At 65.2% G+C, this 20,773-nt stretch carries 9 protein-coding genes; 2 read left to right on the plus strand and 7 right to left on the minus strand.

Translation table 11 applies throughout. The annotated features are described in order from the left end of the window. Positions 1-16: 16 nt before the first annotated feature. The 4 genes from C5O27_RS00160 to C5O27_RS00175 form a co-directional block, all read right to left on the minus strand. Entirely contained in the window at positions 17-3,919 is a 3,903-nt protein-coding gene (locus C5O27_RS00160) for an Eco57I restriction-modification methylase domain-containing protein (protein WP_244216563.1), read from the minus strand. A 188-nt stretch (positions 3,920-4,107) separates the two neighbouring features. Continuing rightward, positions 4,108-6,987: a helicase-related protein gene (locus C5O27_RS00165; protein ID WP_127961574.1), complete on the minus strand. Its 2,880-nt coding sequence runs from the start codon at positions 6,985-6,987 to the stop codon at positions 4,108-4,110. Between the two features lie 2 nt (positions 6,988-6,989). After that, on the minus strand, positions 6,990-12,125 hold the full coding sequence (locus tag C5O27_RS00170) for a DEAD/DEAH box helicase (protein WP_127961575.1): 5,136 nt from the start codon (positions 12,123-12,125) through the stop codon (positions 6,990-6,992). A gap of 223 nt (positions 12,126-12,348) precedes the next feature. Further along, positions 12,349-13,845: an SIR2 family protein gene (locus C5O27_RS00175; RefSeq protein ID WP_127961576.1), complete on the minus strand. Its 1,497-nt coding sequence runs from the start codon at positions 13,843-13,845 to the stop codon at positions 12,349-12,351. Positions 13,846-13,984: 139 nt separating this feature from the next. Here C5O27_RS00175 and C5O27_RS00180 point away from each other — a divergent pair, with 139 nt between their 5' ends. Further along, positions 13,985-14,299 (plus strand): hypothetical protein, encoded by a 315-nt coding sequence (locus C5O27_RS00180; protein WP_127961577.1) that lies wholly within the window; start codon positions 13,985-13,987, stop codon positions 14,297-14,299. Positions 14,300-14,434: 135 nt separating this feature from the next. On the opposite strand, the gene C5O27_RS00185 is transcribed toward C5O27_RS00180, so the two are convergent. From C5O27_RS00185 to C5O27_RS00195, 3 genes are all read right to left on the minus strand, one after another. Then, complete coding sequence (locus tag C5O27_RS00185; protein WP_127961578.1) at positions 14,435-15,598, minus strand: acyl-CoA dehydrogenase; 1,164 nt, start codon at positions 15,596-15,598, stop codon at positions 14,435-14,437. Positions 15,599-15,757: 159 nt separating this feature from the next. After that, a complete protein-coding gene (locus C5O27_RS00190) occupies positions 15,758-16,453 on the minus strand; it encodes a TetR family transcriptional regulator (protein WP_127961579.1) in 696 nt (231 codons plus the stop codon). 53 nt (positions 16,454-16,506) lie between these two features. After that, a complete protein-coding gene (locus tag C5O27_RS00195) occupies positions 16,507-18,186 on the minus strand; it encodes an AMP-binding protein (protein ID WP_127961580.1) in 1,680 nt (559 codons plus the stop codon). A 218-nt stretch (positions 18,187-18,404) separates the two neighbouring features. Between C5O27_RS00195 and C5O27_RS00200 the strand changes: the two genes are divergently transcribed. Next, the gene (locus tag C5O27_RS00200; protein WP_127961581.1) at positions 18,405-20,471 is read left to right on the plus strand and encodes an acyl-CoA dehydrogenase family protein; all 2,067 of its coding nucleotides are present in this window, start codon (positions 18,405-18,407) and stop codon (positions 20,469-20,471) included. Positions 20,472-20,773: the final 302 nt, after the last annotated feature.

The following is a 20,773-nucleotide window of genomic DNA, read 5'->3' on the forward strand; positions in this document are numbered from 1 at the left end:
CTTCGTCCTCTCCTGACTATTCGGGGTGGCGCGGTCCATGTCCGGGGGCGGGGGTTGCCAAGGACTTCCAACCCTTCCCCCCGTTGGCGATCGCTTCGGACATTCGGCCATATGCTTCGAGGACCAGGCGGCGCGTGCGGTATTCGCCGAAGTCGCGCTCCTCGTATTTCCGGACCACGAAGAACGAGTCGAGTACATGCTCGACCTCGGAGCGGTCGAGACCGTAGATGTGCATGAACCCGGCATCGAGATCGGCACGAAGAAGCGCTCGGCGCTCGGGGTCCCAGCGGAAGGGAGGACCGGCGTCACCGAGGTCCTTGGCATATGGTTTCAGCCGGTCGGAGGTGTATGCGAGTTCTAGCACGTACGGGATCACCCAACTGGCGACCGTCGTTTGCTGTCGCCAAGTACATGGTTCCTCGAACGCTATCGGCGGTGGCGCCGCCAACTGCTTAACTATAAAGAACGTCATCCCCGTACCACTGAGTTTTTGTCTCGCCACGTAGTCGAACACCATCGACGACCAGAGCGCGTGCAAGAGCACCGCCGACGACGGATCTGCAGGGAGTGCGACGGGAAACTTGTGTCCCACAGCCGACTTGGGGAATACCGACGGTACGAACGTTCGCTCGTTGCTCGCGTTGGTTATATCCCGCCAGCCGATCAACCACTTGCGATCCCATCGATCAGCAAGCCTGGCGTTGACTTCCGTGCGCTCTACCAAGTATCGCGCCAATGGTTCGATACTTGGATCGTCGTGCTCGACCTCGGTCAGCCGCGGCAATGTTCCCTTGTTGAGTTGCGCCTGTGTCGCACCCTTGTAGGTCGAGAACCGGTGGTCGAAGTGACCGAACATCTTCGCTTCGTAAAGCGGCACGTACTCCTTGCCCTGCCGCTTGTACGACCAGCCGTTGAATTTCGCGTCGACCAAGTCGTCGCGCGTGTGAAACAGCCCGGAATCACTCGCCATATGAAACATTGCCACGAAAGATAGTCCCCAAGGGTTTCCGTCGGGGTCGTCGTCACGGATCAGCACGGGATGGCGCGAGTAGATGCCCAGAGTGATGTCGGCGTCCCTGCGACTCCGGAACATCGGGAGCGTACCGGTGTTCGGATTCAGCGCCAGAACTTCCTTGGCAGCCATCTCAAACCGCCTACTCGGCACATCAGAAACAAATCGGGTGTAGAAGGCAAACCTAGTCTTTTTGACTCTGCGCCCAGTACCCACGATGGCCATGACCGCAAACCGTAGCTGGTTGTGGACGTCACGGAAGATTTTCGCCTCGTTCTCGAAGTCATAGAACGCATACAGCCGATGGTGACTCAGCGTGTCCGCGAAGAACTCTGACGTGGTCTTGTCGGTGGCCAGCCCGGTCGGCGTGATGATACCCGCCGCGCCGGTGGGGCCCGCGACTGTACGCATGGTTTCCGCGAACACGCTGTAGGTGTTGACGTCTCCTCGCCCAGTAAACGGATATCGCCCACTCTTGAGAAGCAGGTGAGCGGTGCCGTCCGACTGTCGCAGCGTGTCGTGGTACTCGCGCAACAGGTCCGGGTCCGTGTCCTCGAGTGCCTCGATCATGTTCTTTCGGATGGCTGCCGTCTTCGCTCCCTCGATGTCGGGACGTCCGGCGTTGGCAAAGAACTCCTTGTCCTGGATCTTCACTCGCTCCCACGGTGGGTTCCCCACGACGCACGAGAACCCACCGGCCCATCCTGCCTCACTGTCGGCGTTGCCGTCACCACCGACGGTGAAGATGCCGGGAAACTCCAGGTGCCAGTGGAAAAACCGGTATTGCCGCGCCAGACTGTTGATCTGGGTGATCACCGTGTCCGGTACCGATTCCGGACTTTCGGACAATTGCCGCAGAGTGCCGTATGTGATGCCCTGCCCTGACGTCTCCGTCTTGTTCTGAACGAATGCCGCGCACCAGGCGTCTGCGACGAGTTTGGTGGCGACAAGATCGGGATCTTCTTCGAGTCGCCGCCACGCGTCGGCTCGTTCGCGCATCGCTGCCACAGAGGCCGCTGTGCCGGCGTCGGCGTCTCGTGCCGCTTTGGTGAACTGACGGGTCTCGACGTCCAGGGTTTCCGATCCGAACGAGATCGTGAGCTGCTCCGCGTCGGCGTTGCGTTCTGCTTTGTTGCGGGCCTTGAGCTTCTTGGTCCATTCCTTGTCGTCGTCCCCGAGGGCCACGAATGCCGTGTCAGGAATGTTGTGGCGCAACAGCTCCGGGGTGGTGCCAAGCAGCGTGTTGCCCACACGAAAGTGGGCGTCGAGGAACGGGAAGGGCCGGTCGGCGTCAAACGCTTCAAGCCAGAGTGCGACCTTGACGATCTCAATGGCGAGATCGTTGATGTCGACGCCGTAGACGCAGCGCTCGATAACGTCGGCAGTGGCCTCGCGGAGCACAGCAGGAGCCGGTTCGGTGTCGCCGGTCCGGACCGTGGCGAGCGCGTTCGCCAGACGACGAGCCGCTGCGACAACGAAATGACCACTGCCACAAGCTGGATCGACCACGGTGAGATCGAGGAGAGCGCTCTCCGGATCGTCGGAACGGAGTGCGTCGTCGATGAGCGGGTCCAGGGCCTCGTCGAGAACGAGTGCGATGAGGTCGCTCGGCGTGTAATAAGAACCGGATTTCTTGCGGTCGTTTCCGGACGCGAACTCGAGGGTGAAGGTGCGGTCGTCGGCGTGGTATCGAGGAGTGTAGGCGAGCAAGCCCTCGTACATGCCGCCCAGTTCTTCGCTGTCGAGATTTCGATAGTCGACGGGGCGCGGGACGCCGGTGACGGGGTCGTCGATCTGCGAGAGAGCACGGATCGCGGCGAGGAAGGCCCGGTTGGGCAGTCTCGCGCCGTCCAGGATGCTCAACGCGTCTCGGGTGAACAGACTTGCTCCCAGCCCGCCGAGGCCGAGGTTCGGAAGTCCCTCTCCGGCAAGAGCATCGGTGACGATCTGGTGCGACTCCCACAGGTCGGTGTGCCAGCCGCCGATGGGTGACGCGGCGAGTCTGCGCAGCCGTGCGGTGGAGAAGTAGTCGGCGTACAGAGCCCTCGCGGCTGCCGGCGCTTCGGCGCTGTGAAGCAGGCCGCGGTCCTCGACGACGAACAACACGATCAACCGGTAGGCAACACGCAACAGCGCCCGTTGCAGGTCGCGGTCTGCGTCGGACGCCGCTGCGAGCGTCTCTCTCAGTTCGATGTTGGCGGGGTGTGAGACGAAACCGGTGCCGAGTTGCTGAAGGGCTGCAGCAATCCCGTGCTGAAGGTTCAGCATCGCGCGGGCGCCGTCATCGATAGCGGTAGTTCGCCATCGTTCCAGCCAGCAATTGTCGAGTTTGGGTTCGGTGTGCTCGGCGTCTGCCTCGTCGGCGTCCTCGGCTTCGGCTGCAGGCTTAGCGGTCTTGGCGTCGAGCCGCGGCGCGAATCGACTGGCGTGGACGGTGAGAAACAGGAGCCGGAAGTCGGCATAGAGCTGATCGGAGAAGATGGCGTCGAGGTCGAATTCGACGTAGGACTGGCGTGTGAGGCTCGAGGCGTCGCGCAGCAGCCGCAGCTGGTGGCCGTTGGACAACACCGCCCAGAGGGCCCGGTCTTCGCGGTTGAGGTAGTCCTGCACCATGGCCTGCGGTGCCCGTGCGGTCACCGACGCGGTCCTGGTGTCCAGGTCGATGCCGGCACCGACGAGATGCAACGGCACCCAGACGGCGGGATCGGCGGAGTCACCCCACGTCACCCGGTGTGAGATGGGAAAGTGCGGTGCCTGCTCCTCGCCGAGGCCGAGAGGGACCGGAAGCCCACCGCCGACGACATCGGGCCGGCCCCAACCGAGTTCGTAGAGCAGGGGCAACAGCCACTTGTCCCGTGTCAGTTTGGTTGCGGCGTCATGTTCCGGAAGACGTTCGAGTGCGGCCACCCATCGGCGATGGGCGGCCACCATGGCCTCCCAGGCGCGGGCGATGGCGCCGCTGAGCGTCATCCCCGGTGGGAGTTCGTAGTCCTCGGCCCGCTGGCCCGGCATCCGCTGTTCACCCGCGCGGGATAACGCCTCGGCGGGCAACGCGGTGCCGACGGCGCGGACGGCCCGGTGGACCGACAGTGTGCTCATTGTGCACGTCCTTCCGGTAGCAACACGTAGGCACCGAGTACGTCCGCGGGTGGAAGGAACCGCACCACGGGCGCCCTGCCGGTGGTGTGCGCCGCCTTGCGCACGGCTTTGTGCTCTGCCACGAGGTCTTTCGCGGCGTCTCGGCCCGTGGCCGCCAGATGTCGGTCCAACTCGGGCAGCCGCTCGAGCGCCCGGCCGAGCTGCTTGCGGGCGAGAGCATCGTCGACGTTGCCAGACGGTGTGAGCGACAGGAGTGCGTCGGCATCGGCCCGTGGCAGCCACGTGAGCGAACCTCCGGCGACCGTGTATGCCAGGAATCGGGCCTCTTCGGCAACCTGGGTAACGGTGGCGCTCGCCCCGGGAACGGTCACCTCCATTCGGTACCGCACCATAAGCAGCGTGGTGACCTTGCTGACGCCGCGCGTTCGCATCACTCCGGCACGACGGGCGGGCCGGGCCACCGCCTCGAGCCGTGGATCGAGGGCGGCTTCCAGGACGTAGCGCGCCAGCGCCTCCACGGTCGGGTCGGTGCGGTTGAGCACGCTGTGACCCGACGGGACCGGCAGCGAACGATGGAAGTGGATCCGGCCGTCTCTGCCGGGCGGGAGCTGGTCGCGGACGGCGGCGGGCAGCGTGGTGACGAGCGCGGTGAATCCGTCCGCGTCGTCGCTGATGGTCGCTCCCATGAGGGACAGGGCCGTCCGGGTGAACGATTCGACATCCGTTGGGCCGCCGAGTGCGTGGCGAACCTCACCGAGCACCTGCTCGACGCTCTCGGGTTTGAGGCCTGCCTGCCGGAACCGCGTCCGGGAGACCTTCTCCCGTTCGGCGGCGTTGACCCATTCGGTCTCCACCCGTTCGGCCAGGGTGGCGGAGGTGGCGGCGCCGAAGTCGAGCGTCAGCTGTTCAGCGTCTCGTCCGCGCAATAGCATCGACTCCCAGATCGCCTTCATGACCGTGGTGGAGTCGACCGGGATCGGCACAGAAACACCCAAGGCTTTCTTGATGTTCTCGTGCCGCTGGATCAGCACTTTGAGCACGATGCCGTCGATGCCGTTGTCCTCGCCGTAATAGGTGACGGTGCGCACCGTTGACGCCTGCTGACCGAACCGGTCGACGCGTCCCTCGCGCTGTTCGTGACGGGTGGGGTTCCACGCGAGGTCGTAGTGGACCACGGCGGTGAATCCATCCTGCAAATTGATGCCCTCGGAGAGACAGTCGGTGGCGATCAACAATCGTGGACCGTCATGGTCGGTGAGGGCACCGACCTGGGCCTCACGTTCCTCCGGAGGCAACGTACCGGTCACGGCGCCGATCTTGAGAGCCTTGTTCTTGCCCAGCGCCGTTGCGAGGTGCTCGGCGAGGTACTCAGCGGTGGGGATGTAGCGGCAGAAAATTATCGGGTGGTAACCGTCGTCGATCAGCGTCTCGACGACAGGGATCAACCGTTTGAGCTTGGCATCGGAGCGTGGGCCTTTCAGGGCAGCTGCGGCGGCTGCCAGCCGACGTAACTCCTTGCGTGCCTTGGTGTCGTGAGCGTCCGCATCCCCGGTGTCGGCACCGACGGCCACGTCTTCGGCCTCTACGGAGTCGTCGAGATCGGTGTCGAGGACACGCGGCTCGGCGTAGGCGTCGACCTCGGCCTCGTCGTCGGCGCCGGCCATGGCGGAGCGGTTGAGCAGGGTCTGTTCAGCTGCAGCCGGACTGGAAGCCAGGCAGCGCAGCAGCGCGATCGCCGACCACCAGCGGACGCGCTGACGCACGACACTCAGGGCCGGGTCGCGCACCTGTTCCCGGACGTACTCCATCACATCGTCGAACAGGTCACGGTAGGCCCGAGTCAGCTTGTAGGCGGTCTCCGTGGTCTCCCGCTGCGGAAAAGGCGTGTCCTCGCGGAAGTCTCCGCGGAGGTACTCGCGAATATCGGCGCGTTGGCGCTGAATCATGAACTCGGCTAAAAGTCTCCGGTCAGGATCTCGGGCGGGCCCCGACAGGTCCAGCGGGAGGTTTGCGAGCCGTTCGTCCAGGAGCCCGATGAGCGACTGCCACGCGGCGTCGTCGCCGCTGTGCGGTGTCGCGGTGAGCAGCAGAAGGTGACGGTCCGGATCGTCGGCGAGTCTGCGCAGCAACGCGTAACGCAGCTGCGCCTGGGACGACCTCGACACCCCCACATGCGGCACGCACGTGTGCGCCTCATCGACGATCACCAGTTCGGGGCAATGAATCGCGAACTCGTCACGCCGCGTCTTCTGCTTGATGAAGTCAGTCGAGATCACCAGGTGCGGATAGTGCTCGTACACGCTGGAACCGAATGGGACGCTGCGCATCAGCCGGTTCACCGTCGAGGGCAACAGCAAATGCGCGTCGATGCCGAACTTGTGTCGGAGTTCGCTCTGCCACTGAGGCGCCAACTGTGGCGAGCACAGCACGGCGAGTCGTTGTGCTTCTCCGGTGGCGAGCAGCTCAGCGGCGATCAAGCCGGCCTCGACGGTCTTTCCGATGCCGACGCCGTCGGCGATCAGCAACCGCGTGACGTTCTGTTTAGCGGCCATCATCAGCGGCACCAGCTGGTAGTTGCGGGGAGTGACCGCCAGCCGGGCGAAGGACCGGAACGGGCCGCCGCTTGCATTGAACGAGAGACGTAGCGCCTCACGGAGGAGACGTGCGCGACTCGCGTCGCCCCGGTCGTCGACGGTGGGCGGCTCGAATGAGGCGGGAGCGAAGTCGTCGATGTCGGGTAGGAGGACGGATGTCTCGTCTTCGTGTCCACCCAGCGGCCGGACCAAGAGGGTGCCATCGGGCGACCCCGGTAGAACCAGCCAGTCCCGGCCCCGGGCGGTGACGAGACTGCCCGCCGGGTAATCAAGTGCCGTCACGCCTATCCCTTTGCCTTCCCGAAGATCGAGATGTTCTCTTCGATGATTTGCAACCAACCGTCGGCGGCGTCGGCGTAACCGAACTCCAGCACCAGCCAGCCCGCCTCGTCCTCCAGTTGCCTTCGCTGCTGTTCATCTCGGCCCTGTTGATGTGCGTCGTCATGGACCGGTCCGTCGATGAACACCGCAACATCCATACCGTCGGCGTGGTAGGTGAAATCGGGTCGTACGTAATAGCCTTCGACAATTCGCTGAGCATCGTCGGGTAGCCGATAGCCCCGGTCGTCGAGCAGGACGAGGAACTTTTTCTCCAGTTCGCTGTCGCATGCCGCCGTGAGACGTTCGAGCTGCGAATCCCGGTCCTCCCCGCCGGCACCGACGGCGACGCCTGCGACGGCGAGCTCCTGCAGGAGTGGCAGGACGCAGTGCCGGTCCAACCGCTGGTGGTCCCATTGATTGCTGTAGGACAGGAGGCAGTCGTAGCACGCTTGGGCACAGTCCTCGACAGCGTGCGGGGCGCGGCGCAGGTCGTTGCCGGTGTCCGGGTCGAAATGCAGGATCTCGATCGCTTTTCGGGCGACCGCCCGGAGCTCACCGTCCTCGGTTGCGAGCCGACGCAACACTCCGGCACCGCCTTCGGCAGCCTCGAAGAACAGTAGCCGCGACCACGCATGGTCACCGGTGTTGCTCGGCAGTGACTCGACCGCGAGTTCACTGCTCTCCAGCTGGTAGATGGCCTCGATCCCCCGCTTGAGGGCGTACATGGCCGCCATACGCACCTCGGCGGGGACGGAGGGATCAAGATGAAGGAGCAGCGCGTTGCGGTGGTCCTCAACATAGGGAACCACACGCTGATACCGAGGGACCTCCCCGTGCTCGTTCTTGGCGAGGTCGGCCTCACCACACCAGCGGCCCTCGACGGTGTCGAGTACGTGCCCACGAGTGTCCTTGTCCTTTCGCCGGCGCAGTCCCACGTTCATGCGCCGGATGAGAGCTGTATCGCCGTACGTCATCGTGGCGAGCTCACGGTCGTTCACGGACACGCTACTGGTCAACTGCCCGGCCCGGACCCCGTGCGGCACAAAGCGAATGGTCGTGACGATCTCGTGCCCGGCGCGTTGTCGTTCTTCCTCGTCGGCACTGATGCGGTCACGCCGGCGGGTCTTGACAGACAGCAGTCGCATCATGCTGGTCATCGTGTCGAGAGAGCCGCCACCGCAGTGCTGGCAGAGATCCACGTCGCTGGTCTCATGGAGATAACCGCAGAGGTTGCACCGTTTGATCTCGGTGATGTTGACGCCGCTGCCGTCCTCCCGTGCGGGCAGACTCACGCGGTCGACCTGATAGCGGGCACCCTCGTGATAGATGAATGCCCCCGGCCCGAACTCACTGATCGCCATGAACCGCGGGCGCTGGATGAAGTCGCCTTCACCGTTGCGTGTCCGTCGTTCTGCCGGGATGAACGCCGACAGCGGGAGCCGCGGAAAGGAATACCCGGGTAGGAAGCCCTCGGATGCGAAGTAGCGGTAGGTGTAGAAGTCGCCTTGCAAGACGTCGTCGACTTGGCCCTTGAGTAGATCGAGTGCGGCACGCGCCTCAGAGATACGGCCACGAGCACGCAGCTTCGATGCCTCGGATGCGCCGATGGTCTTGAGGGTCTGGTTGGCCACGTCGAGTTCGTTCTGTGCTTCGCGATAGAGGCTGCGCCAGCGGTCGGCGGCGCGATCAAACCGCTTGGGCGCTTCGGCGACGGTGGCAGCGACCCACTTCTCGGTCCACCAGGGCGCAGAAGTGACCTCATCTGACGCTGCGAGCACCTGGGTGATCGCCGCGACGGCCGCAGTACGGCTCTTCTCGGCGACGATCGAGGACAGCACTTCTGCGCGAAGCGGCTGACCGGGCTGGTCGATATCGAGAAGGTCGACCATGCTCGCCTTGAGGTCCAGGCCGCACTTCACGAGCCAGATCGAGTGGGCGTGCGCCCGCACAAGATCCTGGTTGCCCAGTTCCAGCCGCGGAGGCGCAACAGCGCCGGCCACCATGTCCTGACTACGGCGGAAGTAGTACGCGTCATGAGCGTTTCCGGTTGCACAGTAGGTCACTGCAATCGCAGGTTGACCCGACCGGCCCGCGCGACCCGAGCGCTGCGCGTAGTTGGCCGGCGTGGGCGGGACATTCCGCATGCCCACCACATTGAGGCTCTTGATGTCGACACCGAGTTCCATCGTGGGGGAACAGTAGAGGACGGGCAGCGCGGCTTCGCTGAACTCTTTCTCCCGATCCTGGCGCTTCGAGGGTTCTACCTGCGCGGTGTGTTCGCGCGCTTCGAGGCCGACCAAAGCTTGAGCAGTCTTGATGTACAGGTCACGAAAGTAGGGATTGACCCGGCCTTGTGTCTGGTTGCCCCGGATCGGATCTGGCGCCCGGTACTGACCGGTCCCCGGCAACCACTGAATGAGGTCCGACCTGACCCGGTATCCGGTGGGACGCCGAGGATTCTCGACTCTCACCAGAATCCCTGCAGTTGCCATCATCTTCATGAGGCACTCGATCAGGGCCAGGGCATCTTTTGGCCTGATGGCGTGGTCGAATCCAGGGAATCGCTGGGGCCTTCGCAGCCACCGACCGTATGCACCCAAACCGGAGATGAAGAGATCAGCGCCAGCTCCGGCAGTCTTGGGCCGACTTCCCGGGTAGGCGGTTCCGCTGTAGGTTCCCGTCTCGTCGGCTATGGCCCACGGATCCTTCAGCCACTGCCTGCTCGTCCGCCGAACCGCATCGAACTTTTCCTCGGTCAAGAACTCCGTCTCGATGCACAGGTTTCGCCTCAACTCATCGAGGAGAACGTGCATAAGCTCCGATCTGGTGGTGGCGGCCGCGCTACTGAGCGGCTCCCCGCAGGTCGACCATTTCTCGTCGTCGGCGGCGAGCGATTCGATACCGTCGTAGGTGAGGCGGAGTTGCCCCGTCTGTTCCAGGTTGGGCATGGTGATGCGCCATCCGCGTTTGAGATCAGCCCACAACCGGTATGTCACGACGTCTCGCAGAGCGCGGGCAATGCGCTTGCGTGGGAGGGGTTCATCGGCGGTGTCCTCATCGCGTGCGAAGAACTTGAGAGTGTCCCCCCGGAGTGCCTTCACGACCTTCGGTCCGAGCACCTCGTCGGTCAACGGCTCGTCCGGATCGTCCTTTTCGTGCTCCCGCGCCGCTCGATAGAGCGCCGAGCGTATCAATGCGACGAGCACGAAATCGTTGAAATGGCCGGCCTGAAGACTCGCGTCCTGACGGTTATCGCTGAACGCCAGGAACTTTCGGGCCTCAGGGTCGAGATCGAACTCTCCGCGAAGCGCCCTCACCACCGACTGCGACAGCACGGTGACCGCGCTGGCGCGGCCTTCGGTACCGAGGCTCGCGACCCGCGAGAACTCCGAGGTGCGGGTGCTCTCATAGCTGGTCTTACAGGAAGGGCAGAAGTCGAGTCGCCTGAAGAACGCCACAGGCAACCCGTCGTCAGTGATGGTGCCGTATTCGTCGACGCGATAGGGCTCCGGCAGGCGTGTGCGGCGGACCTTGTCCAGGACGTCACCGGATCCACTGGATACGACCCAGTCTTCGGGAACGAGTTCGAGAAGTGCCCGATCGGAAGCATCTGGCCACGGTCCATCCGGGAGGTACAGCAAACCCTCGGCCTCGGGCTGTTCACCGAGATCGGAGTTGAGGATCCTCGGACTGAACTTCTCTCCACCGCGTTCCAGACCGACGACAAGAAAATCCTGGCCACACTCACGGCAGAATGCCAGCGGGTAGAGCGGCTGTCCCGTCGGACGGTTCGGTGCGCTCCGCTGATACTGCGTCGTGAGGAACCGAGTGGCCGGCGTCTCCAGCGTGGTGTAGACGGTGTCACCTTTGCCGATGAACTGGTGGAGCTTGAATGCAAACAGCGCACGGCCACGTGTGTCCCGCGCACGTGAGCCGGCGAGAAGCAATTCCTGCAGCTTGACACGGCAGACCCGCTCCTCCGCCCCGGTCTCCTCAGCGAGCTCTGCGGCTGCGTCGCTCAGCTTCACCGGGCGCCGACGGGCCAGCGTGCCGTCTTCGGTCGTGTGCAGGCCGAACTTACCCTCGGTCCAGATCGCCAGAGCATCACGTCGCAGCTCCTCCCAGCTCTCCGGGGCTGGCGCTCCCAGTCGTGCCTCGAGCACGGCGGGATCAGCTTCGCCCTCTGTCGCGCGACGCAGGGTCTCCCCCACGACGTTTGCCGCGGGGATCTCGACACCAAAGATGCGAGTCGCGAGTTCTGCCACCTGCCGGCGTTGCTCGCTGTGGGTTCCCGGGCCGGCCAGCGTCGCGCTCGTCCCGATGCACTGGATCGCAGTCGAGCTGACCGCACCACGCAACCGTCTCACCAGCATGGAAACGTCGGCACCCTGCCGACCCCGGTAGGTGTGCAACTCGTCCAACACGAGAAACGACAAATTCTCCGCGCTGTTGATCAGCGCCTGGCGCTCACGTGGGCGGGTAAGCATCAGTTCGAGCATCACGTAGTTGGTCAGGAGAATGTCCGGGGGCGAGGCGAGAATCTGCTCCCGCTCGTCCTTCTTCTCCTGACCCGTGTATCGACGGAAGGTGACCTTCTGGTTCACCTTGCCGAGGAACTTCTCCAACTCGTTGTGCTGACTGTTGGCCAGAGCATTCATCGGGTACACGATGATGGCACGCACACCCTTGCCGGAGCCCTCCCGAAGAACGCGGTCGACGATCGGAACGATATAGGCCATCGACTTGCCTGAGCCAGTTCCGGTCGTCAGCACATAGGACTCATGACGGGCGGCTATCTCGAAGGCATCGGTCTGGTGCCGGTGGAAGGTGATCTCGGCGCCCACGGGATCGTGCTCGGTGCGGGCCCGAAACACCGTGCTCGCGTCAGCGTGCAGGAGACCGCGCTCGACCAACGCGTCCACCGTGCCGCCGGGCTCGAAGGCTGGATTCAGGGCGAGCCACGGTTCGGGCCAGAGCAGGCCGTCTTCGATCTCCTTCTCGACCCGGTCGCGGACCTGATCGTCCTTGATCTCCAGGAAACCCTTGACGAAGCTTTCATAGTCACCCAGGACCTCGTCGAGGACACCGAAGGCGTCCATACGACCATCCTCCTTCAATCACATCGTCACCAAACCCATTCGACCCTACTGGGGATGACTGACAGGGGAGGGATATGACAGCCGGATCAATTGATCAGTCGTATGGCACCGGGGCAGCCGGACGCGGACGGCACGGCCTTCACGGCGACTTCGTCGCGCGTCACAAAAACGCACTAGCGGTATTCGTCCTCCCGTTGACGCCAGCGCGGCGCGACGATCAGCCCTACGCCCCACCGAGTGCACGAAGAGCACGACGCATCGGCGCGAGGAGACCCGAAGCTTGGTCTGCTGCGGCGCCGAGCCGCCGGGCCTGGACGACAACGTCACGGTCTCGCTCTGTCAGCAGTCCGTCGAACCGCTGATCCAACAACCACGGCGCATCGCTCGCCGCGTACGCGGCGACAGCGTCGAGGAACACCTCCATCCGGCGGACTCGATGCGCCGACGAGGCCCCCTCACATACAAACCACCGAAATTGAGCTGTCCACAATCGCTTCCGCGCCTCGACACCGGACACGTCGACGAAGGTGCCCTGTTCGGTCCTATCCTCGCTCTGCTGAAGGTACTCGTCGACCTCCATCGCCAAGCGGATCACGTTGTCGTCGGCGAGCGAGGCGCCGACGATGAGGACGTGCTTGGTCAGCAGCAGCGCTTGGAGCAGCGAACCGGCCGGCCGTGACCGGGCGTCGAACAGCACGAAGTCCCGGCGTGTCAGCACGATGCTCTTGGCTCTGTCGATGTCACCGTGAAGCTTGAGCAGCCATGGCCGCCGGCGGTCGACTGCCTGCCACGGCATGATCGTCGGGCGCGGGCGGCCGGTGGCCTCGACCGCGACCTCGTACAGGTCGTCATAGTTGGTGGTCACGGCCTCCCGACAGCCCATCCCCGCCAGCAATGCGTGCGCGAGCGCGACCTTCCGCCGCTTGCCGATGCTCTTGCTGACCGCTTCATTCAGCTGCTCGGCGCCGAGCCTGGCGGCGAGATACTGCGCCTGGTCGAGACTGCCGAGCTCCGCGAAGTCGTCCGGGAGTTCACCGACTCGCTCGCCCAGCGTCGTCAGCAGTGTTCCCCAGCTGGGCAGTCCCGCAGCCATGCTCACGCCCGCGCCGAGGAAGAGGGCCAGGTGTCCGTCGGCTGCGAGGCCGCCGAGCCGCTTCGCTTCGTCGAGTTCAGCGGGGTCGAGTTCCCAATGCCGCGATCCGCGACCACCGAGGTCTCGGCGTGCGTGCTGGGCCGCGCTGAACACGGCGGGGTCGGACGTCACCAGGAGAATGTCGAGACCGAGTTCGAAGGCCGCGCTGCGGAGAGTGTCGAGCAGGGCGCCGAGGATGGCTCCCCGGCGTCCGCCGAGTCCGCCCGCGCCGATGCCCAGCACTGGCAACGCCACCCGTCTCACCACCCGCCTGTCGGGTGTCGGCACATCCGCTTCGGCGATCTCACGCAGCGCACTGTTCACGCGGCCGACGAGCTCGTGATCCGTCAGGAGCTGCTCATCGGCAACGCTGATGAACCACACCGCATCTCCGGTGCCACTTCTCCCGCACTCGCTGGGCCAGTTCGCCGGACGCGCGCGGTCGAGGTCGCCGGTGACCGACGCCGGCCACTGCGGCGTCACGTGGAAGCGGTGGTCGGTCGGGATCAGGGCGGCTTCGTAGTCGAAGTTCTCGATCCTGCCGTGCAGTACGAACAGGTGACCGCGGGTAGCCGAGGTTTCAGACACGAGGAGACTCTAGAACTCGGTCGGTACCCGACGAGAGGCACGTCTGCTCGTTCCAGTTTGTCGGAGCAGCTTCCTACAGTGAGGCCAGGCATCCACTTCTACGGTGCTGCCGAGAGACGGGACGACCTGAGGAACCGAGATGGCCAAGAAGAAGCAGGGCGACGACACCGCTGTTGTCATGGGTGGTCTCGCCGTCATGGGACTGATCTGGTTCGTCGTGAAGTTCTGGTACGTCTTGGTCGCCATCGGTGCATTCGCGCTGCTCGTCTTCATCGCGTCGAAGCTCATCTCCGTCCACAGCGCGCGGACCGCCCGGCTTCGCGCCGAGCGGCAAGCCCTACTCGCCCGCTGCGAGGAACAGAACCGGGCGTACAGCGCCGATCCGGTTGCCTACCTGGCGCAGCTCGAAGGCGGTGTCAGAGAACTCCGCGACGAAGCTCCGGATGCCGCCTGACATCTGGTGTCTGAGCGCCACGACGAAACTCGTTGCCAGTGGCTTCGACACGGCTCCTCGCTGCGCTCGTCACCGGCTCAACCAGCGAGACGCGGCTCAACCAGCGAGACACGGCTCAACCACCGGCGTGCGCGCTCAGCGCAACAACGCGCGGCTCATGACGACACGCTGGATCTGGTTGGTGCCCTCGTAGATCTGGGTGATCTTGGCGTCGCGCATCATGCGTTCGACCGGGAAGTCGCGGGTGTAGCCGGCGCCGCCGAAGAGCTGGACGGCGTCGGTGGTGACCTCCATGGCGACGTCGGAGGCGAAGCACTTCGACGCAGCGCTGATGAAGCCGAGGTTCTTCTCGTTGCGCTCCGCGCGAGCGGCCGAGGTGTAGACCATGAGACGCGCGGCCTCGACCTTCATCGCCATGTCGGCGATCATGAACTCGACGCCCTGGAACGAGCTGATCGGCTTCCCGAACTGCTTGCGGTCCTTGACGTATTCGATGGCCTTGTCGAGCGCGCCCTGCGCGATACCGACGGCCTGCGCGCCGATGGTCGGGCGGGTGTGGTCGAGGGTCTGCAGGGCGGTCTTGAAGCCGGTGCCCTCGTCGCCGATGATGCGGTCGAGCGGGATGGTGCAGTCCTCGAAGTACAGCTCGGCGGTGGGCGAACCCTTGATGCCGAGCTTCTTCTCCAGCGGGCCGACGGTGAAGCCGGGGTCGTCCTTGTGGACCATGAACGCGGAGATGCCGTTGGCCTTCTTCTCCGGGTCGGTCACGGCCATCACGGTGTACCAGGTGGACTTGCCGCCGTTGGTGATCCAGCACTTGGAGCCGTTGAGGACCCAGTTGTTGCCGTCCTTGCGGGCCCGGGTCTTCATGCCGGCGGCGTCGGAACCGGCCTCGCGCTCGGACAGCGCGTAGGAGGCCATGGCCTCACCGGAGGCGATGCCCGGGAGCACCTGCTGCTTGAGCTCGTCCGAACCCTGGAGGATCAGGCCCATGGTGCCGAGCTTGTTGACGGCCGGGATCAGCGACGACGAGGCGCACACGCGGGCGACCTCTTCGATGACGATGCAGGCCGCGACCGAATCAGCGCCCTGACCGTCGTATTCCTCGGGCACGTGGATGGCGTTGAAGCCCGACGCGACGAGCGCGTCGAGGGCCTCCTGCGGGAAGCGCGAGTTCTCATCGACGTCTGCGGCGTGCGGCTCGATCTCCTTCTCGGAGAGCGCGCGGATCGCCTCACGCAGAGCGACGTGCTCCTCCGGAAGCTGGAAGACGTCGAAGTCGGGATTTCCGAAACCCATGACAACTCCTAACGGCACGGGGTGCCAAATTGGTGGTTATTGACCAGTGCATCACGGCACTCAGTGCCATGTCAACGCACCACGGCACCGTAGGAATGCGACCCACGTCACCGATTGTCCTCGCCGGTTCCGTTGTTGTCCCGAACCTGACCGACCCGGTCAGGCTTTCCGCAGCTCATCGGCTACGCGACGGGCCACCTCGTCCGGCGACGTGCCGGCCGGATAAGTCACCACGGTGACCTGATGCGACGCGTCGTCGCCGGTCACGGCGTCGGGACGGTCGACATCGGCACCGAGTGCCACCGCCACCCGGGCGAGCTCACGCCGCAGACGATCGAGCGTGGCGTCGATATCGCCGCGGATCATCTGGCGGAGCAGGTAGTTGTGCGTGCCGGTGATCGCCGCGACGTAGGCGACGATGCGGACCGGCGGCTCGTCGGGCAGCCTCCGGCGCAGGAACTCTTCGAAGGCGCCCTGATAGCGGTAGGTGGTGACGAGCTCGCGGTCGCGCAGCGCCGGCACCTCCTGCACCACCTGGGCACGTCGGACGGCCAGGTCGCGGTCGCGCCGGAAGTGACTGAAGACGACCTCGGCGGCCGCGCACACCGCCGACCACGGGTCGCCGTCGTAGCTCGCCAGGGTCTCGTCGACCTGCGCCAGCAAGGACTCGTGATCGGCGAAGATCACGTCTTCCTTGGACCCGAACTGGCGGAAGAACGTGCGGCGCGACATCCCGGCGGCCGACGCGATCTGCTCGACCGTCGTCGACTCGTAGCCGTGCTCGCTGAACAGCCGGATCGACTCGGCGACGACGAGCATGCGGAAGCTCGTGCTGTCGACATCGGCAACTGACATGGGTCAAGTATCACCACATGTACGCGGACACGGGCGCACCCCACCGGCAAGCCTCATTCAGCGCGGGCTTGTGCACGGAGCTCGCCTTTCAAGACCTTGCCGGTGGGGGTGCGCGGCAGGTCGTGCGCGAAGACGATGTCGCGCGGCACCTTGTAACCGGCGAGCAGGCGACGGCCGTGCTCGATGAGCTCCTCACCGGTCAGCGTCGCCCCGGGGTGCAGCAGGACGTAGGCGCGGGGCCGCTCGCCCCACTTCTCGTCCTCGACACCGATGACGGCGACGTCGACGACGGCGACGTGGCTCACCAAGGCCTGCTCGACCTCGATCGTCGAGATGTTCTCGCCGCCGGAGATGATGATGTCCTTGGCGCGGTCGCGGAGCTGGATGTAGCCGTCGGGGTGCATGACGCCGAGGTCGCCGGTGTGAAACCAGCCGCCCGCGAACGCCTTTCGGGTCTCGTCCTCGTCACGAAAGTATCCGGCCATCACGTTGTTGCCGCGCAGCACGATCTCGCCCATGGTCTCGCCGTCGGCCGGGACGTCGACCAGCGGAACCTGATCGGCGACGACGACACGGGCGGTCTCGGCCTGCACCATACCCACGCCCTGGCGGGAGAGCTTGGCCGCACGATCACCGGGTTCCAGTGCGCTCCAAGCATCTTGGTATTCGCAGATGGTGTACGGGCCGTACACCTCGGTGAGGCCGTAGACGTGGACGACGGTCACGCCGATCGCCTCGAGTGCGCCGATCACGGTCGGCGACGGGGGTGCTCCGGCGGTGGTGATGTGCAGCGGCCGGTCGAGCCGATGTGCCCGCGGCGAGCCGACTATGGTCGTGCAGACCGTCGGCGCACCGCACATGTGGGTGACGCCGAGATCGTCGATCGCGTCCCAGATCGCGTCCGCGCGTACGGCACGTAGGCAGACGTGCGTGGCGCCGGCGTGGGTCACCGCCCACGGCGTGCACCAGCCGTTGCAGTGGAACATCGGCAACGTCCACAGGTAGCGCGACGATCCGGTGAACTGGTTGTGGAACGTCTCGCCGAAGGAGTTCAGGTACGCACCCCGGTGGGTGTACATGACGCCCTTGGGCTTACCTGTGGTCCCCGACGTGTAATTGATCGAGATGATCGCGTTCTCGTCGTCGACCGTCCATGGGATCGGCGTCGGATCGAGTTTGTCGGCCGCGGCCAGGTGGTCGTCGTAGGAGACGAGTCCGTCGATGCCGGCGTCGGCGACCGGACCGGGGGTCACGCCGAACTCGGGGTCGGCGATCTCGATGACCGTCTCGACCTCCGGCACCTGGTCGATGATGGCGGAGACGGTGTCGCGGAACTCCGCGTCGAAGTAGAGGGCCTTGGCCCCGGCGTGGTCGAGGATGTAGACCAGCTCGGGTCCGGCGAGACGCGAGTTGAGAGCGACGAGGACGCCACCGGCGAGCGGCACCGCATAGTGCGCGATCAGCATCTCGGGGATGTTCGGTGCCAGGTAGGCCACGCGGTCACCGGGCTTGATCTTCGACGCGAGCACCCGGGCGAGCCGCTGGACGTGGTCGGCAAACTCCGCGTAGGTGTGCCGGCGCTGCCCGTAGAGGATGGCGGCGCGGTCGGGGAACACCGCCGCCGAACGTTCCAGGAAGCGCAGCGGGCTCATCTCGGAGCGGTTGGCCCCGTCCCATTCCGTGGTCAAGGGGCCCGTGCCCGTCGCGGACACATCCTGGGTGGAGACCGACATCGTTCCTCCGTTTTCTCGCGACCGTGTGGCAGGACCGGGAGATTGTGACGGTCCATACGTGCGACGGCGATCCAAGGTACCGATCACATCGAAATGCCTGCACCCTCCGAAGTGGGGGTTCGATGCCGACACCGTGACCGGATTGGTGCACTCCCCGAGCCCGTAGTGGGCACCACAAAAGGTGGGACGGAGGCCTGCGCACTACGTACGGTGGATTCATGGCAACTCCCACCGAGAGTCCCACCCCGTCGAGTCCCACCTCATCTGGGCGCACCCCGATCGCCAAGGAACCGACCGTCGACGATCCGGTCACCCCGGCCGGTGTCTCCCCCGACGACGACCTGTCCGCCGACGAGCGCGCGCTACTCGTCGACAACCTCCGGTTCGTCCTCGACGGCCGGTGGCGGGCCACGAGGGAAACCGTCCGCGCGAACTCCAACCGCGCCGACCTGCTCCCCGATCCCTCCCGCACGCTGGAGGAGGCACGCGCCCACACCCTCGAGGTTATGCGCGAGCTGGCGTCGCAGGGTTTCGCCGCCGCCGGATTCGCCGCCGATCACGGCGGCACCGGCGACATCGGCGCCTCGATCACCGCGATCGAGATGCTCGGCTACGCGGATCTGTCGCTGATGGTGAAGGCCGGCGTGCAGTGGGGTCTGTTCGGTGGTGCGGTCGAGAACCTCGGCACCAAGCGCCACCACGACAAGTACGTGCCGGGCATCATCGACCTGGACATCCTGGGCTGCTTCGCGATGACCGAGACCGGTCACGGCTCCAACGTGCAAGCCATCGAGACCACCGCCACCTACGACCGCGACACCCGCGAGTTCGTGATCCACTCCCCCACCCCGTCGTCGCGCAAGGACTACATCGGCGGGGCGGCCGAGCACGCCCGGTTCGCCGCGGTCTTCGCCCAGCTCATCACCGGCGGACCCGGCGAGGAGCCGGAGGGTCGAGGCGTGCACTGCTTCGTCGTACCGATCCGCGACGAGGACGGCAACGACCTACCCGGCGTCACCACCAGCGACTGCGGCTACAAGGGCGGTCTCGACGGCGTCGACAACGGTCGCATCATGTTCGACAACGTGCGCATACCGGCGGAGAACCTCCTCAACCGCTACGCCGACGTCGCCGAGGACGGCAGCTACAGCTCGCCGATCGAGAACATCAACCGTCGCTTCTTCACCATGCTCGGCACGCTGATCCGCGGACGCGTGAGCGTGGCCGCGACCGCGGGTGCCGCCGGTCGCAAAGCGCTGACACTCGCAACCCGGTACGGCCTGATCCGCAAGCAGTTCGAGGCGCCGGAGGCCACCGACGAGATCACCGTTCTGGACTACCTCGGCCACCAGCGAAAGTTGTTGCCGCTCATCGCCAAGTCCTACGCGATCGCCTTCGCCCAGAACGAGATCGTCGCCGAACTGCACGACGTCCAATCGGTGGCACCCGACGACTCCGACGCCGGACGCCAGCGCCAGCTGGAGGGACAGGCCGCGGGCCTCAAGGCCTACGCGACCTGGCATGCCTCGCATTCGATCAACGTCAGTCGTGAGGCCTGCGGCGGCGCGGGATACCTGGACGAGAACCAGCTCTCGATCATCCGCGGCGACATCGACGTGTTCACCACCTTCGAGGGCGACAACACGATCATGATGCAGCTCATCGCCAAGGAACTCCTCTCGTCGTATTCCGATGATGTGCAAGGTCTTTCGGCGGGCGGCTGGGTCCGCTTCATCGCCGGGATGGCGCGCGACGTGGTGGCCGAGAAGACCGCCGTCCGCCAGGTGGTGCAGACACTGCTCGACAGTTCCGACGAGGACACCGAGAAGTCGGCACTCACCGACCGGAGCACGCAGATCCGGCTGTTCCGCAACCGTGAGGACCACCTCGTCCGCACCTGTGCGCAGCGCCTGCGGCGGGCACTCGACGACGACAACGACGCCTTCGACGTCTTCAACAACGCGCAGGACCACCTGCTGAAGGTCGGGCACGCCCACATCGAGCGAGTGGTGCTCGAGGCCTTCGTCGAGGCGATCGAGAACTGCGATTCCCGTTCCGCCGCAGAACTGTTGGGCAAGGTGTGCGACCTGTTCGTGTACTCCGCCCTCGAAGCCGACCTGTCGTGGTTCATGATGCACCGGCACATCTCGGTGGAGCGTGCGAAGGCGGTCCGGCGCGGCGTGAACGAGCTTTGTCAGGAACTCCGCCCGCACGCACGGTCGCTGGTCGACGCCTTCGGTGTCCCCGAGGAACTTCTCCGCGCACCGATGCTCGTGAACGGCTGACCCGACCGGGAATTCATCTGACCACTGCGCCCGGCCTGTATCGCTCAGGCCGGGCGCAGTCTTCTGTGCGCTCGTGTTTGGAAAGAGCACAACTCGGGCACTACTGCCTCGACGCCGCTGTGAAACCACCCGCTGCGACGCGTCCAGGGATGTCGCCCCGTGTTGCATCGACGGTCAAGACCGCGAAACTCCCTGGGCTCAAAGCACGTTCGTCGACACCCGCATCCCGCCGGCACCATGCAGCCGGTGTGCGATCGATGCTGCCCGCAGACCGGCGGCGCACACGTCGCGATGCCGTCGCC

The sequence above is a fragment of the Gordonia alkanivorans genome (assembly GCF_004011905.1).
GTDB classification, from domain to species: Bacteria; Actinomycetota; Actinomycetes; order Mycobacteriales; family Mycobacteriaceae; genus Gordonia; species Gordonia alkanivorans.

Coding starts and splice junctions, on each gene's coding strand:
- C5O27_RS00200 (WP_127961581.1), top strand. CDS start 18,405: ATGGCAACTCCCACCGAGAGTCCCACCCCGTCGAGTCCCACCTCATCT.
- C5O27_RS00190 (WP_127961579.1), bottom strand. CDS start 16,453: ATGTCAGTTGCCGATGTCGACAGCACGAGCTTCCGCATGCTCGTCGTC.
- C5O27_RS00170 (WP_127961575.1), bottom strand. CDS start 12,125: ATGGACGCCTTCGGTGTCCTCGACGAGGTCCTGGGTGACTATGAAAGC.
- C5O27_RS00185 (WP_127961578.1), bottom strand. CDS start 15,598: ATGGGTTTCGGAAATCCCGACTTCGACGTCTTCCAGCTTCCGGAGGAG.
- C5O27_RS00180 (WP_127961577.1), top strand. CDS start 13,985: ATGGCCAAGAAGAAGCAGGGCGACGACACCGCTGTTGTCATGGGTGGT.
- C5O27_RS00195 (WP_127961580.1), bottom strand. CDS start 18,186: ATGTCGGTCTCCACCCAGGATGTGTCCGCGACGGGCACGGGCCCCTTG.